The 20950-nt window shown below is 77.5% G+C and carries 16 protein-coding genes; 11 read left to right on the top strand and 5 right to left on the bottom strand.

Annotation, left to right across the window (positions count from 1 at the left end):
• The first annotated feature begins 65 nt into the window (after nt 1–65).
• A complete protein-coding gene (locus tag CP974_RS08695) occupies nt 66–1034 on the top strand; it encodes a GDSL-type esterase/lipase family protein (RefSeq protein ID WP_031135252.1) in 969 nt (322 codons plus the stop codon).
• A gap of 266 nt (nt 1035–1300) precedes the next feature.
• On the opposite strand, the gene CP974_RS08705 is transcribed toward CP974_RS08695, so the two are convergent.
• Nucleotides 1301–3736 carry a beta-glucosidase family protein gene (locus CP974_RS08705; protein ID WP_031135250.1) on the bottom strand — a complete coding sequence of 812 codons (2436 nt, stop codon included), beginning with the start codon at nt 3734–3736 and terminating at the stop codon, nt 1301–1303.
• Nucleotides 3737–4228: 492 nt separating this feature from the next.
• Between CP974_RS08705 and CP974_RS08710 the strand changes: the two genes are divergently transcribed.
• Nucleotides 4229–5611, top strand: coding sequence for a PA0049 family protein (locus CP974_RS08710; protein ID WP_373366053.1), 1383 nt, complete (start codon nt 4229–4231; stop codon nt 5609–5611).
• Between the two features lie 41 nt (nt 5612–5652).
• Nucleotides 5653–6372: a carbon-nitrogen hydrolase family protein gene (locus CP974_RS08715; protein WP_031135246.1), complete on the top strand. Its 720-nt coding sequence runs from the start codon at nt 5653–5655 to the stop codon at nt 6370–6372.
• A 100-nt stretch (nt 6373–6472) separates the two neighbouring features.
• Here the strand turns inward: CP974_RS08715 and CP974_RS08720 are convergent, their stop codons facing one another.
• On the bottom strand, nt 6473–7309 hold the full coding sequence (locus CP974_RS08720) for an EI24 domain-containing protein (RefSeq protein WP_031135244.1): 837 nt from the start codon (nt 7307–7309) through the stop codon (nt 6473–6475).
• A gap of 333 nt (nt 7310–7642) precedes the next feature.
• On the bottom strand, nt 7643–8662 hold the full coding sequence (locus CP974_RS08725) for an NADP-dependent oxidoreductase (protein WP_031134963.1): 1020 nt from the start codon (nt 8660–8662) through the stop codon (nt 7643–7645).
• 89 nt (nt 8663–8751) lie between these two features.
• Between CP974_RS08725 and CP974_RS08730 the strand changes: the two genes are divergently transcribed.
• Nucleotides 8752–9189 (top strand): MarR family winged helix-turn-helix transcriptional regulator, encoded by a 438-nt coding sequence (locus tag CP974_RS08730; RefSeq protein ID WP_031134961.1) that lies wholly within the window; start codon nt 8752–8754, stop codon nt 9187–9189.
• Between the two features lie 246 nt (nt 9190–9435).
• Here CP974_RS08730 and CP974_RS08735 read toward each other — a convergent pair whose 3' ends face one another.
• On the bottom strand, nt 9436–10257 hold the full coding sequence (locus CP974_RS08735) for an SCO2400 family protein (protein WP_051839850.1): 822 nt from the start codon (nt 10255–10257) through the stop codon (nt 9436–9438).
• A gap of 257 nt (nt 10258–10514) precedes the next feature.
• Here CP974_RS08735 and CP974_RS08740 point away from each other — a divergent pair, with 257 nt between their 5' ends.
• The 3 genes from CP974_RS08740 (at nt 10515) to CP974_RS08750 (ending at nt 14763) form a co-directional block, all read left to right on the top strand.
• The gene (locus CP974_RS08740; protein WP_031134957.1) at nt 10515–11558 is read left to right on the top strand and encodes a rod shape-determining protein; all 1044 of its coding nucleotides are present in this window, start codon (nt 10515–10517) and stop codon (nt 11556–11558) included.
• Nucleotides 11559–11906: 348 nt separating this feature from the next.
• Nucleotides 11907–13424, top strand: a complete 1518-nt coding sequence (locus CP974_RS08745) for an acyl-CoA synthetase (RefSeq protein WP_031134955.1) — start codon at nt 11907–11909, stop codon at nt 13422–13424.
• Nucleotides 13417–14763, top strand: coding sequence for a carboxyl transferase domain-containing protein (locus CP974_RS08750; RefSeq protein WP_031134953.1), 1347 nt, complete (start codon nt 13417–13419; stop codon nt 14761–14763). Before CP974_RS08745 ends, CP974_RS08750 begins: the two co-directional genes overlap by 8 nt.
• A 104-nt stretch (nt 14764–14867) precedes the next feature.
• Here CP974_RS08750 and CP974_RS08755 read toward each other — a convergent pair whose 3' ends face one another.
• Nucleotides 14868–15374, bottom strand: a complete 507-nt coding sequence (locus CP974_RS08755; RefSeq protein WP_031134951.1) for a MarR family winged helix-turn-helix transcriptional regulator — start codon at nt 15372–15374, stop codon at nt 14868–14870.
• 94 nt (nt 15375–15468) lie between these two features.
• Between CP974_RS08755 and CP974_RS08760 the strand changes: the two genes are divergently transcribed.
• The 4 genes from CP974_RS08760 to CP974_RS08775 all read left to right on the top strand — a co-directional run bounded on the left by CP974_RS08760 (nt 15469) and on the right by CP974_RS08775 (nt 20948).
• Complete coding sequence (locus CP974_RS08760) at nt 15469–15882, top strand: organic hydroperoxide resistance protein (RefSeq protein WP_031134949.1); 414 nt, start codon at nt 15469–15471, stop codon at nt 15880–15882.
• Nucleotides 15883–16590: 708 nt separating this feature from the next.
• Nucleotides 16591–17820, top strand: coding sequence for an MFS transporter (locus CP974_RS08765; RefSeq protein WP_051839786.1), 1230 nt, complete (start codon nt 16591–16593; stop codon nt 17818–17820).
• A gap of 9 nt (nt 17821–17829) precedes the next feature.
• Nucleotides 17830–19503 (top strand): L-tyrosine/L-tryptophan isonitrile synthase family protein, encoded by a 1674-nt coding sequence (locus CP974_RS08770; RefSeq protein WP_031134447.1) that lies wholly within the window; start codon nt 17830–17832, stop codon nt 19501–19503.
• Complete coding sequence (locus CP974_RS08775; protein ID WP_031134446.1) at nt 19500–20948, top strand: hypothetical protein; 1449 nt, start codon at nt 19500–19502, stop codon at nt 20946–20948. Before CP974_RS08770 ends, CP974_RS08775 begins: the two co-directional genes overlap by 4 nt.
• Nucleotides 20949–20950 lie beyond the last annotated feature (2 nt).

The following is a 20950-nucleotide window of genomic DNA, read 5'->3' on the forward strand; positions in this document are numbered from 1 at the left end:
CCTCTGGTTCGACGGGGAAAAGCTACCGTGCGCCGGGCCGCTTGGGATGACGTACGGTCGGTCCCGTGGCCCGTCGACACCAAGCATTCACCCGCCAGGGCGCCGCCGCGCCGCCCGCCTCCGGCGTCCGCCCCCTCCGCCGTGCGGCGGCTCTCGCGACGGCCGCGGCGCTGCTCTGCGGGGCGGCTCTGTCCGGGTGTGTCGGGTCCCCCGAAAGCAGCAACGGCGGGGACGCGGTACGACGTCCCCCGTCGGTGCGGCCCAGCCCCTCCCCCACGCCCGCGTGGAACCCGCGGCCCGCCTCCGTCGCCGCCGTCGGGGACTCCATCACGCGCGGCTTCGACGCCTGCGGCCTGCTGACGGACTGTCCGGAGGTGTCGTGGGCGACCGGCTCCGACACCGGGGTGAACAGCCTGGCGCTGCGGCTGCTCGGGGCGCCCGCGCTGGCGTCCCGCAGCTGGAACCTGGCCCGGTCGGGGGCGCGCGTCGCCGAGCTGCCCGAGCAGATGGGGCTGGCGGCGCGGCACCGGCCGGGGCTGGTGACGGTGATGGTCGGCGCGAACGACGCGTGCCGGCCGCACGCCGGGCTGATGACGCCGGTCGACGAGTTCCGGGCGTCGTTCGAGGCGGCGATGGCCCGGCTGCGCAAGGAGTCGCCGGCCACGCAGGTGTACGTGGCGAGCATCCCCGACCTGCGGCGGCTGTGGTCGCAGGGGCGCGACCACCCGGTGGGGCAGCGCGTGTGGCGGCTCGGGGTCTGCGCGTCGATGCTGGCCGACGCCCAGGACCTGGGCACGCAGGCGCGGGAGCGCCGGGACCGGGTGCGGGAGCGGGTCGTCGCGTACAACGGGGTGCTGCGCGAGGTGTGCGCGCGCGACAAGCGGTGCCGGCACGACGGGGGCGCGGTCTTCTCGTACCCCTTCGACGGGACCCAGTTGAGCCCCTGGGACGTGTTCCACCCGAGCAGGGACGGGCAGGGGCGGCTGGCCGAGATCGCCTACCGCACCGTCACGGCCGCACGACCGTCCGCGTAGGCCCGCGCAGGCCCGCGGCGTGCCCGCCCACGTGGGGCGGGAACACCTGGGGCGGGGCCACGTGGGGCGGGGCCACGTGGGGCGGGAACACGTGGGGCGGGAACACGTGGGGCGGGAACACGGAGGGCCGTGTCCGCCGGGTGCTCGGCGGTGCGGCGTCCCGGCCGGTCGCGGCCGGTCCCGGACGGTCGCGGTCGGTCCCGGCCGGTCGCGGTCGGTCCCGGCAGGTGCGGTGGCGTCTCGCGGTCGGCCGCGCCTCCGGGCGGTCAGTCCAGTTCGAGGGTGACGGTGAGACGGGTGTCCGTCAGGGAGCGGCCCGCGCGGATCTCGTACTGGCCGGGTACGGCGGTCCAGGCGCCCGCCTCCTCGTCCCAGACGTCGAACGGGCGGGGCGCGAACCTGATCTCCGCCTCCGCGCGGGCACCCGGCCCCGCCGTCACGCTCGCGAAGCCGACCAGCCAGCGGGCGGGGCGTTCGGCCAGGTCGGCGCGGGGCGCGACGTAGAGCTGGATCACCTCGCGGCCGGGGCGGGTGCCGGTGTTGCGGACGCGGACGCGGGCGGTGGCGGGGGTGACGACCAGGGACTCGTACTCCCAGGTCGTGTAGCCGAGGCCGTGCCCGAAGGGGTACGCGGGGGCGGGGCCCCCGGGGGCGCGGTCCCAGGCGCGGTAGCCGATGAACGGCCCCTCTTCGTAGCGCAGTTCGCCGTCCACGGGGGTGACGGCCGTGACCGGGGCGTCGGCGAGGGCGGCCGGCCAGGTGGTGGGCAGGCGCCCGCCCGGCTCCTCGGCACCGAGGAGCACGTCGGCGAGGGCGGCGCCGCCCTCCTGGCCGGGGAACCAGGTGAGCAGCACGGCGGCCACGTCGTCGCGCCACGGCATCTCGACGGGGGCGCCCGCGTTGACGACGACGACCGTGCGCGGGTTGGCGGCGGCGACGGCGCGCACCAGGTCGTCCTGGCGGCCGGGGAGGCGCAGGTCGGCGCGGTCGAAGCCCTCGGACTCGACGCGCTCGGTGGTGGCGACGACCACGACGGCGGCGTCGGCGCCGCGGGCCGCCTCGACGGCCTCGGCGATCAGCTCGTCGGGGTCGCGGCGCGGCGGCCGGTGCAGCAGCGAGAAGACGACGGCGGGCAGCGGCGCCGGCCGGTCGCGGTCCACGGTGTACCGGAGTGACACCTCGACGGGCACGCCCTCGGCGAGGTCCGCGCCGCCGTGCTCGGCGGGGGTGCCGGCGAACGCCTCGAACGGGTCGCCCGCGGGCTCCGCCTCCCGCGTCCCGTCGTACAGCACCCGCCCGCCGACGGTGAGGGTGAACGCGCCGACCCCGCGCGTGCCGAAGCCGTGCGCGCCGCCCTCCCGCGGGGTGTACGTGCCGGTCACCTCGACGGTGTGCAGCGCCTCGTGGGTGACCCCGCCGGGCAGGTCGGCGCCGATCCACTGGATCTGCCCCGAGGGCAGCGGGACGTCGGCCAGCACGGTCCCCTCTGCGTCGCGGCAGACGGCCCGCAGGGCGAAGCCGGGCCCGGCCGGTGCGGGTTCGCCGGACAGGTCGGCGCCCCGCGCGTGGACGAGCTCCGTGCCCTCGGGCAGGGCGGCGGCCAGGCCGTCGAGCGGCGACACCGTGCGGGCGGGGAAGACGTGGGCGGAGCCGCCGCCGAGGACGCGGGCGTCGCGGGCTGCGGCGCCGACGAGCGCCACCCGGCGGCTGCGGGCCGGGTCGAGGGGCAGGGCGCCGCACTCGTTGCGCACGAGGACGAAGGAGCGGTGCGCGATCTCGCGGGCCAGGGCCTCCCCGTCGACATGCGCCGGGGGGCTCGGCACGGCCGGTTCGGCCCCTTCCAGGGCGCCGACGCGGGCCGCGAGGCGCAGGACGCGCCGTACGGAACGGTCGACCAGCGCCTCGTCGACGTCCCCGGCCCGGACGGCCGCGGCGAGGGCGTCGCCGTACACGGTGTGCGGGCCCGGCATGGCCACGTCGAGGCCGCCGACGAGCGCGCCCATGGTGGAGCGGGCGGCGAACCAGTCGGACACGACCACCCCGTCGAAGCCCCACGCGTCGCGCAGCACCTCGGTCTGGAGGTGCCGGTTCTCGGTCATCGTCACGCCGTTGACCTGGTTGTACGCGGCCATGAGGGCCCAGGGGCGGGCGCATCTGACGATCGCCTCGAACGGGGCGAGGTACAGCTCGCGCAGTGCGCGGGGCGGGACGGTGTTGTCGACCGTGAAGCGGTCGGTCTCGGCGTCGTTCGCGACGAAGTGCTTCACCGTGGCGGCGACCCCGCCGTCCTGGATACCGCGCACGCAGGCGGCGCCGGTCTCGGCCGTGAGGTAGGGGTCCTCGCTGTACGCCTCGAAGTGGCGTCCGCCCAGCGGGGAGCGGTGCAGGTTCACGGTCGGGGCCAGCACGACGTGGACGCCCTTGCGGCGGGCCTCCTGGGCGAGGAGCCGTCCGGCGCGGCGGGCGAGCTCCGGGTCCCAGCAGGCGGCGAGCGCCGTCGGGGAGGGCAGGGTGACGGACGGGTCGTCGGCGGTCCAGCGGACGCCGCGCACGCCGACGGGGCCGTCGGACATGACGAGCGAGGCCAGGCCGACGGCGCGCACGGCGGGGAGGGTCCACATGTCCTGGCCCGCGAGCAGCCGGGCCTTGGTGTCCAGGTCCAGCGCGCCGAGCGCCGCCTCCACCGCTTCGTCGGCCGTCATGGTCGCGGTCCCTCCCTGTCGCCCTGTGGCGCCTGCTGCGTCGTGCGGCGCCTGCTGCGTCGTGCGGCGCCCACTTCGTCCGGGTCGCACGCGGCGCCCGCCGGCGGGTGGCGTCCATGGTGAACCGGTGTCTGGCACACGGTAGGTGTTGTCACCCGCTCGTTATCCCATGGCGGGGCGCGTCGCTCGCTGCGGTCGCCGAACGCGCGGTCCTGGACGGGTTGCGGTACCAGTGGCTGCTGGACCCGGAGGCGGTGGACATGGCCGCCCTGTTCCGGGACTTCCCGGACCTGCTGGGGGCGGGCGGTGCGGGGGGCGTCCGGGACCGGGGCCGGCGGGCGGGGACGGCGCCCTGGGGGTCAAGTGGCGGCGTGGTGGCGGGAGTCGGGGACGGCCGGGATACTGCCGGGACCCGACGGAAGGACTCCCGTGCCCCGGATACGCACCGCCGCGCTCGGTCCGGCTCTCGCAGCCCTCGTCGCCTCCCTCGCCCTGGGCGCCCCGCCCGCCTCCGCCGCCCCCGGGGCCGCCGCCGGTGCCGCCTCCGGTGCCGCCTCCGGTGCCGCTCCCGGTGCGACGGCGTCCGGGGCCGCCGCCGGGTGGGCGGGGGCGGAGGGAGGCGCCGGGGAGCCCGCCGCCGAAGGACCTGCCACCGAAGGGCCCGCCGTCGAGGAGGCACGGCTCGACCGGGACGTGCCGCGCGAGATCCTGCGGCGCTCCGGGTTCGCCGGCGAGGCGCCCCGCTTCGCCGGAGCGCTGCGCGGCACGGGATCGTACGCGGCGGCCGAGCGGGTCGCCGTACGGCACGGGGCGGCGCTCTGGCGGCGGGCCGTGGACCGGGTGCAGGGCCGCGGGCCCGCGGGCGGCGACCTGGCGCGGGACGACGACCGGCCGCTGTACTGGGCGCGGCTCGCCCTCACCCGGGAGCTGCGCGCCTGGCAGCCCCGCTTCCGGCTGGCCGAGGAGGCGCGGGCGCGGCTGCTGGACCGGCTGGAGTCCGCGTCACGCGGCCAGGACGCGATCCGCTTCCCGCACGGACGGGGCGTCAGGCGGGTGCTGCTGACCGGCTTCGACCCGTTCACGCTGGACCGGGACATCCGGATCGGCAACCCGTCCGGCGCGGCGGCGCTCGCCCTGGACGGCACCCTGGTGCGCACCGCGGACGGCGGCTGGGCGCGGGTGGAGACCGCCGTGTTCCCGGTGAGGTGGCGGGACTTCGCGAACGGCACGGTGGAGCGGGTCCTGCGACCGCACCTGGCGCGCGTGGACCTGTTCACCACCGTGAGCCAGGGGCGCGTGGGCCGGTTCGACCTGGAGCGCTTCAACGGCGCCTGGCGGGGCGGCTTCCCCGACAACGAGAACGTCTCGTCCACCGGGCCCGTGCCGGTGGCCGACCCGGGGTCGACGCCGCAGTGGACGGTGACCAGCCTGCCGTACGGGGCGATCACGGCGGCGGCCACGGGGCCCTTCCCCGTGTACGACAACACACAGGTCACCGAGGTGCCGGTGGGTGGCGGCGCGCCCGTGGTGCGGGCGGACGGGCCGTCACCGGGCTCGCACTCCCGCGCGGGCGGCGGGGGCGACTACCTGTCGAACGAGATCGCCTACCGGGCCACGCTGCTGCGCGACCGTCTGGGGCTCGCCGGGCTGCCGGGCGGCCATCTGCACACGCCGGTCCTGCGGTTCGGGGCGGGCAACACGGACGCGGTGGAGGACCCGGAGCTGGTCCGGAACCGGGAGGCGATCACCGCGCAGGTGCGTGCGGTCGTCGCGGTCGCGGCCGGGGCGACCGGGAAGGCCGGCAAGGTCAGGGAGGCCGGAGCGGCCGGGGAGGCCACGGAAGCCCGGGAGGCCGCGGGAGCCGCGGGGCGCTGAGGCCGCCGGGGCCGCCGGGGCCGCCGGGGGATAATCGGCCGGTGATCGTTGCAGCGGGCCAGTTCTGTGCCGTCCCCGGGGACGTCGGCGCCAACGTCGGGACGATGGCGGCGCTGGTCCGCGCGGCGGAGGCACGGGTGGTGGTCTTCGCGGAGCTGGCGCTGACCGGCTACGAGCCGGCCCTCGTCGCCGCCGACCCCGGCCTGTGGGTGGGAGGCGGTGACCCCCGTCTTGATCCGCTCCGGGAGGCGTGCCGTACGGCCGGCACGGCGGCGGTGGTCAACGGGCCCGCCCCCGGCGGGGAGCCGGGCGGCCGGCGGCCGTACCTCACCTCGTACGTGATCGGGCCGGACGGCTCCACCCTCGCGCGCTACGACAAGCGGCACCTCTTCGAGGCGGAGGCCGAGGTGTTCGCCGCGGGGACGGCCGACGGGCGCTTCACGCTGGACGGGCGCCGGTTCGCGCTGGCCACCTGCTTCGACAGCCACTTCCCCGAGCCGGGCGAGCGGGCGGCGGCCGACGGGTGCGCGGTGTACCTGGCGAGTGCCCTGTACGGGACGGGCGGCGGGGTGCGCGAGCGGGCGGAGGTGTACCCGGCCCTCGCCCGGCGCAACGGCCTGCCCGTGGTCCTCGCCAACCACGTGGGGGCCGCCGGGCCCTGGACGGCCTGCGGGCGCAGCGCGGTGTGGGGGCCCGACGGCCGGCTGCTGGCCGAGGCGGACCCGGCCGCGCCCGGAGTCGTACGAACCGATCTCGGCTAGCCGGCCGGGCACCCGGCGGGACCGGGCGGCCACCCCGCCGGGCGGGCCGTCCGGCCACGGTGCCGTCCGGCCAGGGCGGGGCCGGGTGGCGGGGGAGCCTTCAGCGCTTGTCGAAGCCGTACGGGGCCGGGGCGGGCGCGGCGGGGGCCGCGGGGGCCGCGGGGTCGTCCGCGGCCGGCTCGGGGCGCGGCTCGCCCTCGGTGTCCGGCGCCAGTTCGCGGGCCATCAGGGTGGCACCGGCGACGGCACCCGGCATGAGGAAGACGGCGACGAACGGCACCAGGTACGCCAGCGTCAGGGGCACGCCGAAGCCGAGGACCATCATGCGGCGGCCGCGCAGCAGCCGCAGCCGGTCCCTCAGGTCGAGGCGGCGGCGCTGGAGGGCGACGGCGGTCAGCTCCTCGGTGAGGAAGTACCCGGAGACGCAGAAGCCGAGCGCGGGGACCACGGTCTGGCCGATCACCGGGACGAACCCGAGGGCGAACAGCAGGACGCCGTAGCAGGCGACGCGGACGATGATGCGGAGGCTGTCGCGGGCGGAGATCCACAGCTCCCGCCAGAAGGGCAGCCCGGACTCCGGGACACGGCCCCCCTCGGAGCGGTCGACCGCCTCGGAGAGCGACTCGTAGAAGGGCTGGCCGACCAGGAGCGTCACCGCGGTGAACGTGATCACCGCGAGGAACAGGCCGAGCGCGAAGACCAGGGCGGTGAGGAAGCCGCGGAACAGGCCCAGCCAGGGCGACGACCAGTCGTCGGCGAACGGGGTCGCCCACGCCGTGAGGTCGTCGGCGCCCCAGGCGAGGCCGAAGAGGGCGCCCGCGTACAGGACGAGGGTGACGAGGCCCGGCAGCAGGCCGAAACCGAACCAGCGGCCGTGCCGACCGACCCACCGCTGCCCCTGCAGGAGGAAGCCGAATCCCTTGCCAAGATCACGCATGGGCTCACCCTATCGGGGAGGTGGGCCGGGCCGGGAGGCCCGCGCCCCCGCTCCCCGGCGCGGGGGCGCACGGGACGCGGGGGGCCCGGGGGCCCGGGGGGCCCGGGGGCCCGGGGGGCCCGGGGGCCCGGGGGCCCCTCGACGCCGACGACCCGCGCGGAGTGCTCCACGTGCGGGGTGTCGTCGGCGACGAGGGGGCCCGGGGGCGCGGCGGACGCCCCCCGCCTCCACGGCGCCCCCGCGCCACGGCGCCACGGCGCCACGGCGCCACGGCGGGATCGTCGCAGGGGCTTCCTCGCCGGGCCCAAAGCCGCTCCGCCGGGCTGCCGGGTCCTAGCGGGCCAGCGACACGATCATCTTGCCGGTGTTCTCCCCGCGCAGCAGGCCGAGGAAGGCGTCCACGCCGTTCTCCATGCCCTCGACGACCGTCTCGTCGTACTTGAGCTCGCCGGAGCGCAGCCAGCCGGAGACCTCCTCCACGAACCGCGGCTGGAGGGCGGCGTGGTCCCTGACCATCATCCCCTGGAGGCGCAGCCGCTTGCCGATGACCAGCGCCAGGTTGCGCGGGGCCGGCGTGGGCTCCGTCGCGTTGTACTGGGCGATCATGCCGCAGACGGTGACGCGGCCGTGGACGTTGAGCACGGAGATCGCGGCCTCCAGGTGCTCACCGCCCACGTTGTCGAAGTAGACGTCGATGCCGTCGGGGGCGGCGGCCTTGAGCTGCTCGGCGACCGGGCCGTTCTTGTAGTTGAAGGCGGCGTCGAAGCCGTACTCCTCCACCAGCCGCTTGACCTTCTCGTCCGAGCCGGCGGAGCCGATCACGCGGGAGGCGCCCTTGAGGCGGGCGATCTGGCCGACCTGGCTGCCGACCGCGCCGGCCGCGCCGGAGACGAAGACGGCGTCGCCCTCCTTGAAGGAGGCCGTCTCCAGCAGGCCCGCGTAGGCGGTGAGGCCGGTCATGCCGAGCACGCCCAGATACGCCGTGAGGGGCGCCGCGGAGCCGTCGACCTTGACGGCGCGCCCGGCCTCCACCTCGGCGTACTCCCGCCAGCCCAGGCCGTGCAGGACGTGGTCGCCGACCTCGATCCCCTCGGCGTTCGACGCGATGACCTCGCCGACCGCGCCGCCCTCCATCGGCTGGTCGAGCTGGAACGGCGGGACGTACGACTTCACGTCGTTCATCCGGCCGCGCATGTACGGGTCCACCGAGAAGTGGAGGTTCCGGACCAGGACGCGGCCCTCGCCCGGGGCGGGGACCGGGGCCTCGCGGAGCGCGAAGTCCTCGGGCACCGGCCAGCCGTTCGGACGGGAGACGAGGTGCCATTCGCGGCCGGACGTCGGGAGTGCGGACATGCTGCGACCCTCCAGAAGATGTTTCAGTACCTGAAACAACCATGCTCCCGATATTTCATCCTGTCAAGCAAGTCGGTACGCTTGTGGACATGGCCAGTACACGCGCGGAGCCGCTCACCCTCGAGGTCGTCGAACTGATCGGGACGGTGGTCGCCCGCTACCACGAGGAGTACGAGCACGCCGCCGCCCAGCACTCCCTGACCGGCGCCCAGGCGCGCGTACTGAGCCTGCTCGCGCTGGAGCCGCTGCCGATGCGGCGCATCGCCGTGTCGCTGCGCTGCGAGCCGTCGAACGTGACCGGCATCGTGGACCGGCTGGAGGCGCGCGGGCTCGTCGAGCGGCGCCCCGACCCCGCCGACCGCCGCGTCAAGCTGGCCGCCCCCACCGAGGAGGGCCTGGCCACCGCGCTCAGGCTGCGCGACGCCCTGGACTTCGCGCGGGAGCCGCTCGCCGGGCTGTCCGTCGCGGAGCGCACCCTCCTGCGGGACCTGCTCCGCCGGATGCTGGGCGAGCCGGCCGGATCGTGACCGCGCGGCCGGGGAGGCGCTGAGGCCGCAGCGACGGCGCCGCGGCACCCGGCCGGAGGCGGCGCGGCCGGGCCGAAGGCGGCGTCCGGGCCCGCATGCCTCCGGGGCCCGCACGCCTCCGGGGCCCGCCGGCCTCCGGGGCCCGGACGGCAGTCAGGCCGGGAAGCAGCCGGATGGGCAAGCGCCCGGACCCGGAAGCGGCCGGGCGGCCGGCAGTGCGGCCGGGCCCGGAAGCGGCCGGGCGGGCTAGAAGCACCACCAGAGCAAGCGCTTGCACTCCTCCTGCGGCGGCTCGGGGTCGGGTGACGCGCCCGACGGCGACGGGGCGGGTCCGCCGGTCGTCGCGGTGGGCGGCTCCGGCTCCCCGCCCGGCGGCGGGCCCGGCGGTACGGCCGTGGCCGTCGCCGACGCGGGGGCGGTCGGCTTGCGGCTCACCGGGTTCTTCAGACCCGCCTTGCCGGGCCCGCCCTCCCCTCCCCCGTCTTCCCCGTCACCGGAGCCGGGCGCCGGTTCCGTCCCCCCGGCGCCCGAACCCGCGGACGCGGAGGCCGTCGGCGCGCCCGGGCCCCCGCCGTCGCCGGGCGCCCCGGTGGCGGAAGGGGCGTCCGGGGCCTTCGACGCGGACGGCGACGCCCCGACCGCGCCCGGGTCCGCCGCGCCGGCGCTCCCCGAGGGGTCCGGCAGCGGCTCGGGCAGGGCCAGGTCCACCTGCTGTACGGAGGTCGCCGCCCCGCCGCGGTCGTCCTCCAGGGCCAGCGACGCCAGGCTCAGTACGCCGGCCGTCAGCACGAGACCGGTCACCGACAGCAGGACGGCGCGCCCTCGGCGGCGCCGCGCCCGACGGCGCCCGTCCGCCGCCCGCGCGGCCCGGCGCGCACCCGCGCGGCCGGGCGCCCCGGCGCGGCGGCCCGCGGGGCGGGGTCCTCGCTCGTCGCGGGCCAGCTCGAAGACGTCGCCCGCGTCAGTCGGTACCGGTTCGTCGTGCCGCACGACCTCGGCGGGCCTGCCGCACCCGGCGCAGGCCAGAGCCCCGTTGAGGTGCCGCTGGCACAGGTGGCAGTAATCCATGGCGCCCCGCAGATTATGCGGCGGACCGGCCCGGAGCCGGGATCCAGTGTGAGGATCTTGTGTGGAAGGCGCCCTCCCCGCGGCGGCGGGTGGCGCGGATCCTCCGCTTGCGCGGGGGCCGGGGCGGACGCGCCCGCGCCGGGCCGCCCCCCGCTGACCCCCCGTCAGCTCCGTACGCCGACCGGCTCAGCTCAGCGCGCGCGGGGCTCCCGGCGGCCGGACGATGCAGACACACACCGCTCTCGGGAGGATCCGCCGTGACCGTCAGTCTGGAGCAGCTGCGCCGCTGCCACGTCGCCGTCGACCTCGGGGCCGCCAGGACCCGCGTCTACGTGAAGGGGGCCGGGCTCGTCGTGGACGAGCCGAGCGTGGCCGCCGTGAACACCCGTACCGGCGCGCTGATCGCGGTCGGCGAGTTCGCCGACCGCATGACCGGCCGCACCCCCGGCTACATCCGGGTCGCACGCCCCGTGTCGGGCGGCAGCGTCGTGGACGTCGACATGGCGCAGCGGATGCTCCGCACCCTGCTCGGCGAGCGGCTCCGCCGCCAGCTGCGGCGCAAGCCGCTGCTGCGCGCCGCCGCCTGCATCCCGCACGACTGCGACCCGCTCGCCCAGCGCGCGACGGTCGAGACCCTGGTCGGGCTGGGGGCCCGGCGGGTGGAGCTGGTGGACACGCTGATCGCTGCGGCGGTCGGCTGCGGGCTGCCGGTCGCCGAGCCGACGGCGACGATGATCCTGGTCTGCGGCGCCGCGACCACGCAGGTGGCCGTCCTGTCGCTGGGCTCCATCGTGACGGCCGAGCGCATCCCGGTCGGCGGGCACGCCATCGACCACGCGGTCATCCAGTTCCTGCGCCACCAGCACCAGCTGATGCTGCCCAGCCAGTCCGTGCGGCCGCTGCACCTGGCGCTGCACGGCAACGGGCTCACAGCCGAGGGGCCGTCCGCCACGGAGATCCACGGCCGGGACGTGGCGACGGGTCTCGCCCGGTCGGTCGTGGTGGAGACCGCCGCGGTGCGCCAGGCCATCCACACGCCGCTCACCGCCGTGCTCGACGGCATCGGCAGGGTGCTGCGGGACTGCCCGCCCGACCTGGTGGCCGACCTGGCGGAGCGCGGCATCGTGCTGGTCGGCGGCAGCGCGCGACTGCCCGGCCTGGACCAGATGCTGCGGGACGCGACCGGGATGCCCGTGCAGATCGCGGACCGCCCGGAGGTGTGCGCGGTGCTGGGGCTCGGCGAGATGCTGGAGGGCCGGGTCGAGCCGCTGACGCTCGACCCGCTGGCGGGCGCCCGCTGAACCGGGTCCGGCCCTCCGGCGCGGCGTCCGCCCCGCCCCTCCCTGCGGCTCCGGGTGCGGCTCCCCGGCCCGCCCCTCCGCGCGGCTCCCCGGCCCCGCTCCTCCGTGGCGGCCCCGGCTCGTCCTCGCGTCCCCGCCGGACGACGGATGCGGCACCGCCGTGCGTCGCCCTCGGCCCGGCTGCGGCCCCCGCCCCGGCCCCGCTCCCGCGAGGCGCCCCCGGCACGGTCCCGGCGGCGACCGGGGAGGCCCGGGAGCGGGCGGGAACCGTCCCGGACGCGGCGCTGTCGGTGGCGGCTGGGACCATGGCGGGACAAGCCCCGTGCAGCGATGCGAGGAGGACGACCCGTGAGTTCCCTCTTTCCGGCGCTCGCCGCCGGACCGGACGACGCCCGGCCGGCCCTGCGCTTCGGCGAGCGCTCCCTGACGTACGGCGGGCTGCGCGCCGCCGCCGCGGCCCTGGCGCCCCGCATCGCCGGGGCCGCGCGGGTCGCCGTGTGGGCGACGCCGTCCGCCGAGACCGCCGTCGCCGTGGTCGCCGCGCTGCTGGCGGGCGTCCCCGCCGTACCGCTCAACCCGCGCACCGGGGAGCGCGAGCTGACCCACGTCCTCACCGACAGCCAGCCCGCCCTGGTCCTCGCGGCGCCCGGTGACGACCTGCCCGCCCCACTCGCGGGTCTGCCCCGCGTCGACGTCGGACTCCACGCGCGCGAGGGCGGGTGGCCGGCGGACCCGGCCGCGGCCGCGCAGGTGGGCGGCCCGGTGGGCGGCGCGGACACGGGAGGCGCCCCGCCGGACGCCGGGGCGGACCCCGAGGCGCCCGCGCTGATCGTCTACACCTCCGGCACGACCGGCCCGCCCAAGGGCGCCGTCCTCCCCCGCCGGGCCCTCGCGGCGAGTCTCGACGCCCTCGCCGACGCCTGGGCGTGGACCGCCGACGACGTGCTGGTCCACGCCCTGCCGCTGTTCCACGTCCACGGGCTGGTCCTCGGCGTCCTCGGTCCGCTGCGCCGGGGCGGCAGCGTCCGGCACCTCGGCCGGTTCACCGCCGAGGGCGTGGCGCGCGAGCTGGCGGACGGCGGGACCGTGCTGTTCGGCGTGCCGACCATGTACCACCGCCTCGCGGAGGCGCTCGGTACGGACGAGGCGCTGGTCAAGGCGCTCGCGGGTGCCCGGCTGCTGGTCTCCGGCTCCGCCGCGCTGCCGCTGCCCGTCCACGAGCGGATCACCGCGGCGACGGGGCGGCGGGTGGTCGAGCGGTACGGCATGACGGAGACGCTGATGAACACCAGCGTCCGCGTCGGGCAGGACCCGCACCGTCCGGGCTCCGTCGGCACCCCGCTGCCCGGCGTCGCGCTGCGGCTGGTGCGGGACGACGGGACGCCGATCACCGCGTACGACGGGGAGACCATCGGCGAGGTGCAGGTGCGCGGGCCGAACCTGTTCAGCGGCTACCTGAACCGCCCCGACGCGACGGCCGCCGCCTTCGACGGGGACTGGTTCAGGACCGGGGACATGGCCGTGCGGGACGCGGACGGCTCGCTGCGGCTCGTGGGGCGGCGGGCCACGGACCTGATCAAGAGCGGCGGCTTCAAGATCGGCGCGGGGGAGGTCGAGAACGTGCTCCTGGCCCACCCCGGCGTGCGGGAGGCCGCCGTGACGGGCGAGCCGGACGCGGACCTCGGGGAGCGGGTGGTCGCCTGGGTCGTCCCCGCGGACCCGGCCGCTCCCCCGTCCCCCGGCGACCTGGCCGGCCACGTGGCGGCGCAGCTCGCCCCGCACAAGCGGCCCCGCGCCGTGCGCTACCTGGAGGCGCTGCCCCGCAACGACATGGGCAAGGTCATGAAGCGGGCCCTGCATGGCTGAGGCGGCGGGCAGGCTGACGGCCCGCGCGGCGATCGCGCTGGTGGCCGACGCGTTCACGGAGCACGCCCCGCCGCCTGCCGCGGCCGGGCGGCCGGACGAGCACGACGGGCCGCTCGCGTGGGAGGGGTACGGCGAGGCGCGGGCCCGCGCGGCCGAGCGGACCGGCGAGAGCGAGTCCGTCGTGTTCGGCGAGGCCGAGGTGGGGGGCGTGCGGTGCGCGCTGCTGGCGTTCGAGTTCGGCTTCCTCGGCGGCTCGCTGGGCCGGCGCACCGGCGACCGGCTGTGCGCCGCGTACCGGCTGGCGCGCGAGCGCGGGGTGCCGCTGGTGTCCCTGGTGGCGACGGGCGGCAGCCGGATGCAGGAGGGCATGGTCGCGCTGACGCAGCTGCAGCGGGTGGCCCGCGAGTCGGTGCTGCTGCGGGAGGCCGGGGTGCCGCACGTGGCGGTGCTGCGCGACCCGGCGACCGGGGGCGGCTGGGCGACGGTCGGGGCGGGCGCGGACGTGGTCCTGGCGCTGCCGGGCGCGCAGGTCGGCTTCGCCGGGGCGCGGGTGCGGCCCGCGGACGCGGACCCGGCGGCGTACACGGCGGAGGGCCAGCTCGCGGCGGGGCACGTGGACGCGGTGGTCCCGCCCGGCGGGCTGCGGGCCGTACTGGGCCGGTGGCTGACGGCGCTGACGCGGCCCGCGCCCGCGGCGGTGCCCCCGCCGGTCCTGCCGGGCGGCGGCGAGGGGCTGCCGGGCAGCGGGTGGGAGGCGGTGACGCGGGCGAGGGACCCGCGGCGCCCGCGCGCGGAGGCGTACCTGGACGCCTGCTTCGAGGAGCGGCTCCCGCTGACCGGTGACCGGTGCGGCGGCACCGACCCCGGCATGCTGTGCGGGGTCGGGCTGCGCGACGGGTACGGCGTCGTGTACGCGGCGCAGTGCGGCACGGCGACGCGGCCCGCCGGGTACCGCACGGCGGCGCGGGCGGTGCGGCTCGCGGACCGGCTGGGCCTGCCGGTGCTGACCCTGGTGGACACGCCCGGCGCGGCGAACGACGCGGAGGCGGAGCGGGCCGGCGCGGGGCCCGCCATCGCGGAGATGTTCGCCGCGGTGGCCGGGGCGCGGGTGCCGGTGACGACGCTGGTCGTCGGGGAGGGCGGCTCGGGCGGCGCGCTGGCGCTGGCGGCGCCGGGCAACACCTGGGCGACGCGTGACAGCTACTTCTCGGTGATCGCCCCCGAGCTGGCGGCGGCGATACTGAAGCGCCCGCCGCAGGACGCCCCGCGCACGGCGGGGCAGCTGCGGCTGCGTCCGCAGGACCTGGTGGAGCTGGGGGTCGTGCGCGGCATCGTGTGAGCCGGCGGGCCCGTCCGCCGTGACGGTCGTTCGGCAGCCCTCAGCCGCCTCCCCGTGACGGTCGTTCGGCGGCCCTCACCCGCCTCCGCCCCGGCCTCCGGCCGCTACCGGCCGCCGGGGCCGTCGCCGGGGGCCTCCAGCGCGCGGGCCGCCTCGTCCAGGGCGGTGGCCAGGTCGCGCAGGCGGGTGCGCAGGTCGCGGGCCTCGTCCAGGTCCATCCCCGTCGCCCGCGCCATCCGGCGTGGCACGTCGAGCGCCCGCTCCCGCAGGGCCGTGCCGGACTCCGTGGGACGCACGGTGACGGACCGCTCGTCCTCCGGGCTGCGGCGGCGCTCCACGTAGCCGGCCGCCTCCAGCCGCTTCAGCAGCGGCGACAGCGTGCCGGAGTCCAGGCGCAGGTGCTCCCCGATGTGCTTCACGGGCAGTTCGCCGTGCTCCCACAGCACCAGCATCACCAGGTACTGGGGGTAGGTGAGGCCCAGCTCCTTGAGGGCGACGCGGTAGACGCCGTTGAAGGCGCGGGTCGCGGCGTGCAGCGAGAAGCAGACCTGCTGGTCGAGGCGGAGGAGGTCCTCGTCCCGGACGCCCGCGTGCGGCTCGGTGTGGTGCATGCCACCAGGCTACCTCCACCCAATTCAGTTGTGCACAACTGAATTGCTTGCTACAAATAGTGCGCAGACCCCACCACCGAGAGACGGGACCCCCATGGACGCGCTCTACACCGCCGTCGCCACCGCCAACGGCCGCGAGGGCCGCGCCGTCAGCTCCGACGGCCGGATAGACCTCCCGCTCGGCTTCCCGAAGGCCCTCGGCGGCAACGGCCAGGGCACGAACCCGGAGCAGCTGTTCGCCGCCGGCTACGCCGCCTGCTTCGCCAGCGCCATGGGCGCGATCGGGCGGCAGGAGAAGATCGACGTCAAGGACGCGTCGGTCACCGCCGAGGTGAGCATCGGCAAGGACACGGACGGCGGCTTCGGCCTCGCGGTCGTGATGCGCGTGGAGCTGCCGGACCACCTCCAGGGCGAGGCGGGCCGCGAGCTGCTGGAGAAGACCCACGCGTACTGCCCCTACTCCAAGGCGACGCGCGGCAACATCGACGTGGAGCTCGTCGTCGAGTGACGCCGCGGTGCGGCGCCCTGGCCGGGGCGCCGCCGCAACCGGTGGGGCCCGCACCCGGAGGGGGGCGGGCCCCGCGCCGTCGGCGCGCCGATCCTGCGGGCACCGCGCTCCGCGCCCGCGCCCACCCGCCGCGCCCACCCCGCCCCGCCCCGCCCCACCCCGGTGACCCGGGACCCGGGACCCGACGCGCACCCGCCCCGGCCCACGCCCCCCGCCCGCGGCGGGGCGCCGGCCCGTTGCACCGCCCCGGCACACACGCCGGCCGACGCCATCGCGCCATCGCGCCACCGCGGCTCCGACGCGCCCCTACACACCGCGACACACCGCGACGCACCGCGACACGCCGCGACACACGCCGATGTCCTCGAACGCGCTCCGGCACGCCCTCCCCCACCCGGCGCATTCTCCGGCCGGTCCCGCCGAGGTCGCCGCCGCACCCCTTCCCGTCATCCCGGGGTCATCGCGCGACGGTGCTTGCCGATGCTCGATGTCGCCCGCCGTTCACCCAGCTCAGAGCCGACCTGACGAGAAATCGGCCCTCCCCGCGGCCGGGACTTGACCGGCTCGTTCGCGGGCCGGTCATGATGGGCGCCGCATCCGCGGAAGCCGGGGAAGCGGCGGGGAACCGCGCACCGCCTCGCCCGCGCAGACCGCTGCTCCCGCCGGTCGAACGGCACGGCGGACGGGCGTTCACGGAGAGGGGCGGACGTGGGAGAGGCCGGCGGGAAGGGCGGGAGCGGCGGCTCGGGGGCCGGCGCCGCCGTGAGCGTGGCCCTGATCACCGTACTGACGTCCCTGCCGCTGTTCCTGGTGGGGGCGACGAGCACGCTCGTCAACCGGGAGCTGGGCTGGGACGCGGGCGACACGGGGCTGCTGCTGGCCGCGTACTGGCTGTCCTCGCTGTCCGGCGCCTATCTGAGCCGGCGGATCGACACACCGGTGTCGGCCGAGGCGACGGTCGGCTCGGCGGCGCTCGTGACCGCCGCGGCGCTGTCGCTGTCGGCCTGGGCGGGCGACGGGGGCCTCGTCGCGGGCACGGCCGTCGGCGGGCTCGTCTACGGCTACACCCAGCCCCACACCAACTCCCTGCTGATGCGGCGGTGCCCCCCGTCCGTCCAGGGCTTCGCCTTCGGCCTGAAGCAGGCCGCCATCCCCGCGTCGACGCTGCTGGGCAGCCTGGCCGTGCCCGCCGTGGCCGTGCCGTTCGGCTGGCGGGCGGTGTTCACCGCGTCGGCGGCCGTCTGCGTGGTGTATGCCCTGCCCGGCCTGGTGCGGCGCCACCGGTCCTCCGGCGGGCGGCGGACCCCGGCCGCCCCGGCGCCGCCGCTGCGGATGAACGCGCACCTGCTGGGCCTCGCCGTCGCGGGGCTGTGCGGGGCGATGGTGGGCAACGCGATCGGCGGGTTCCTCATCGCCTCCGGCGTCCACCAGGGCATGACGCTGACCTGGGCGAGCATGCTCGCCGCGGCCGGTTCCGTGACGAACATCGCGGTCCGCCTGGTGGCCGGGGTGGTCGTCGACCGGGGCCGGTACGCGCCGCGCTCGCTGCTGTGGCAGCTGTACCTCGCCGGGGCCGTCGGCACGCTGCTGCTGGCCGCGGGCGGCGGGCCGTGGGTGACCACCCTGGGCGGCCTGCTCGCCTTCGGCGGCGGCTGGGGCTGGGCGGGGCTGCTGCACTACGTGGCGGGCGCGGCCTTCCCCGGCCGGGCGGCACGCGCGACGGCGGTCACGCAGATGGGCGTCTCACTGGGCGGCGCCACCGGCCCGATGCTGTTCGGCCTGCTCGTCGACCACGCCGGGTTCGGCGCCGCCTGGCTGGCGCTCACCGCCGTCGGCGCGGTCGCCGCGGTCGTCGTGCGCCTCCTGCGCGAGCCCCCCGCCGAGGCCGCGCCCGACACCGCCGGGGCGCCGTCGCCCACCACGTACACGAGGAAGTGAGGCACAGCCATGAGCACCGCCATGAGCACCGCCACCACCGAACCGTCGGCCCCGCCGCTGGTGACGAGCCGCAGGGAGCGCGCGCTGCGGGACCTCACCGCGGAGCAGCGGCGGAGCCAGATATCCGACGGGCACCGGCTGATCCGCGCCGTGCGCACCCGCCCCTTCCAGCTCTACTCCGCCCGCCGGCACGCGACGCGCGCCGTGACCGTCGACGCGGAGGAGTGGCTGGCCGCGGTGATGCCGGCGCTGCGCGCGGCGGTCAGCCGGACGGCGTCGGCCCGGCTGGACACGGCGCTGGCCCGCGCCCGCAAGCGGATGAACGAGTACGGGGTGCGGCGCGTCGGCTCCGCGGAGGCCGTGGCGGAGGCGCTGTCGGACGGGAAGTGGTTCCGCACGCAGCGGGCGCACATGGGCCGGGCGGAGCTGCGCGACCGCGTGGCGCGGGCGCTGCGGCACGGCGAGCCGGTGGAGCTGGTCTTCCCGGTCTTCTCCCGCAAGCCGTTCTCGCCCGTCAAGAACCGGGGGGTCGCCCCCGACACGGCGGAGCTGCACTCGCTGGCCCGCTGCGCGGCGCTCGCGCACACCGTGGCCGCCCTCTCCCCCACCGGCTGCCGCTTCACCGTCCTCGCGGACGGCCGCAAGTACAACCGGGCCTGCGGTACGCCCGGTCCGGTCGTCGCCGCCTACCAGGACACGCTGCGCCGATGGGTGACCGACCTGGGCGCGGACGGCGTCCTGCGGATCGTCGACTACGAGGAGTGGGTGGCCCGCGGGCTCGGCGCGGCCGACCTGGGCACCCGCGAGGAGTACTACCAGCGGCGCGCCGCCGCACTGGCGGACCGCTACGGGCGGCTGTTCTCGGCCCACGCGCCCCGCGAGAGCCTGGAGCGCCTGGCCGGCCCGGCCGACCCGCACGACGCACGCGGCCCGCACGACGCACCCGGCCCGCGCGGGACACCCGCCCCGCACGGCCGCCACGACCCGCACGGCGCGCACGGCGCGCACGACCCGGGCGGTGTCGGCGGGCAACTGGCCCACACCTTCTGGTCGATCGCGACGTCCGTCCACTACACGGCGCTCGGCACCGGCCACCAGGACCTGCCGGACGGGCCGTGCTACCCCGACGCGTACCAGGAGGCGTACGCGCTCTACGTCGCCCACCTGGGCCGGCCGCTGACCGGCCCGGGTGCGGGCGGCCTGCTCCCGGCGGCCCCCTACGGGAGGGCCGCCACCGACCCGGACCTGCACCTGGCGCTGCGCGAGGAGGCGTGGGAGGCGGCCTGCCGGTACGTGGCGATCTCGCTGACCGACCGGGACCTGAACCTGGTCAGGGAGACCGCTCCGCGCGCGGTGAAGCTGACCGTCCACGGCAAGCCGGGCGAGCTGCACTTCACCACCGCGGCGTCCCGTGACGCGAACATGACGGCCCAGCACTCCACGGGCGGCTACGCTCTGCGGGACGGCCGGGCCCGCCCCACGTTCCGCTACCGCATCGAGCGCGAGGCAGCCGGGGAGACGCCCGTACTGCTCCACGGCGCGGCCGGGCGCGGCGGCGACGGGCCCCATCTCCTGCCGCAGGCCCGGCTGGAACGGATGCAGCAGCCCATCGCGTACGTGGACGACCCGGCGCCCTTGCTCGACGGCACCTTCCCCCGACTGCTGGAGGACCTGGAGATATGACGGCCACCACCACGACCCCGCCCTACCGGCCGGACCGGATCGTGAGCGGCAGCGGACTGCCCGCGCTGCTCAGGGAGAGCCCCGACGCCGTGCCGCTCTTCCCGCACTCCCCCGAGCCGGTCGCCTTACTGACCCCGCGCCAGCTCCACGACGAGCTGCTGCCCCGCTGGCGCGAGGGCGTCGAGCGGCAGGCGAGGGCCCTGGTGCGGCGCTCCCGCGGCACGCTGGAGGTGCTGGCCGAGGAGACGCTGTACGACGGCCTGGACGACCCGGCGCTCCGGCGCGCCGCCCTCGTCGCGGAGCTGTTCCGCAACCACCAGATCAGCGCCAACGCCGGCCGCCTGGACACGCGGGGGCTCCAGCGCCGCATAGCCGGGGCCCTGGCCGCGGACGGGGCGCCGCGCCTCGAACTGGCCTGGGGGCAGTCCAAGCGGGACGTCGGCGGACTGAAGACGGCCGGCCGGTGGGCGGACCTGGCCGAGGTGTACGCGGTGGGCCGGCTGGTCGCGCTCGTGCTGGCCGCCCGCGAGCTGTCCGGGGACGGGCGGATCGGCATGACGGTGTACTCGGGCGGCAACCGCTTCGCGGCGGCGCTGTTCGCCGAGCCGGAGCTGCTGCTGGAGTACGACGCGCAGCGGTGCCGCATCGCCGACGCGCTGGGCGCGCCCGGAGCGGTGGACTTCCAGGACTTCGCCGCCGCCAAGCGGTCCGACCCGGCGGAGCGGGCGGAGCACGAGGAGCGGGTGCGCGAGCAGCTGGCCGCGCTGACCGACGCGGACGTCGACGCGCAGATGCCCGTCATGCTGTTCAACGTGGACTGGCCGCGGGTGCTGCCGGCCGCCGCCGCGGGCGAGGCGCCGCACGGGGTGGCGATGGCGCCGCACGTCGCCGGCTGGCTGCGCGAGTCGCCGGACGACCGTACGCCGCTGCTGACCCGCGCCGCCGTGAGCTGCGCGGTGTCGCCCGCCCTCCAGGCGCGCTGGCTGGAGGTGTTCGGCGACCAGCCGGAGGTGCTGGAGGACGCCGTGTCGTTCGTCCTGGCGGTGGGGCGCGCCTCGGCCGCCCGGTACACGGCGATCGCGCGGGCCGACCGGAACGCGCCGGGGCTGGCGGGCGGGCCGCACACCGTGCGGCTGACCGTCCACGAGAAGCGGGACCGGCCGGAGGTGCCGGCGCTGCTGACGCTGGGCGTCCGGGGCGGCGGCCAGCTCTCCCAGCACGTGGTGGCCCGGGTGCCCGCGGAGGGGCCCATCGCCTTCGGCTCCGTCGCGGAGACCCTGGTCCAGGCCCCGGACGCCGCGCCGGTGCTGCTCGCGCCGGACGAGGGGGCGCCGCGCCTCTTCGACTGGCTGGCCCGCGACGGGCAGCCGCTGTGCTTCGCCTCCGGGCCCGAGCCGAGCGTCCGCCGGGCGCTCGCCCACGTCCTCGACCCCGAGCACGGGTGACA

This window comes from Streptomyces fradiae ATCC 10745 = DSM 40063, from assembly GCF_008704425.1.
Lineage (GTDB): Bacteria > Actinomycetota > Actinomycetes > Streptomycetales > Streptomycetaceae > Streptomyces > Streptomyces fradiae.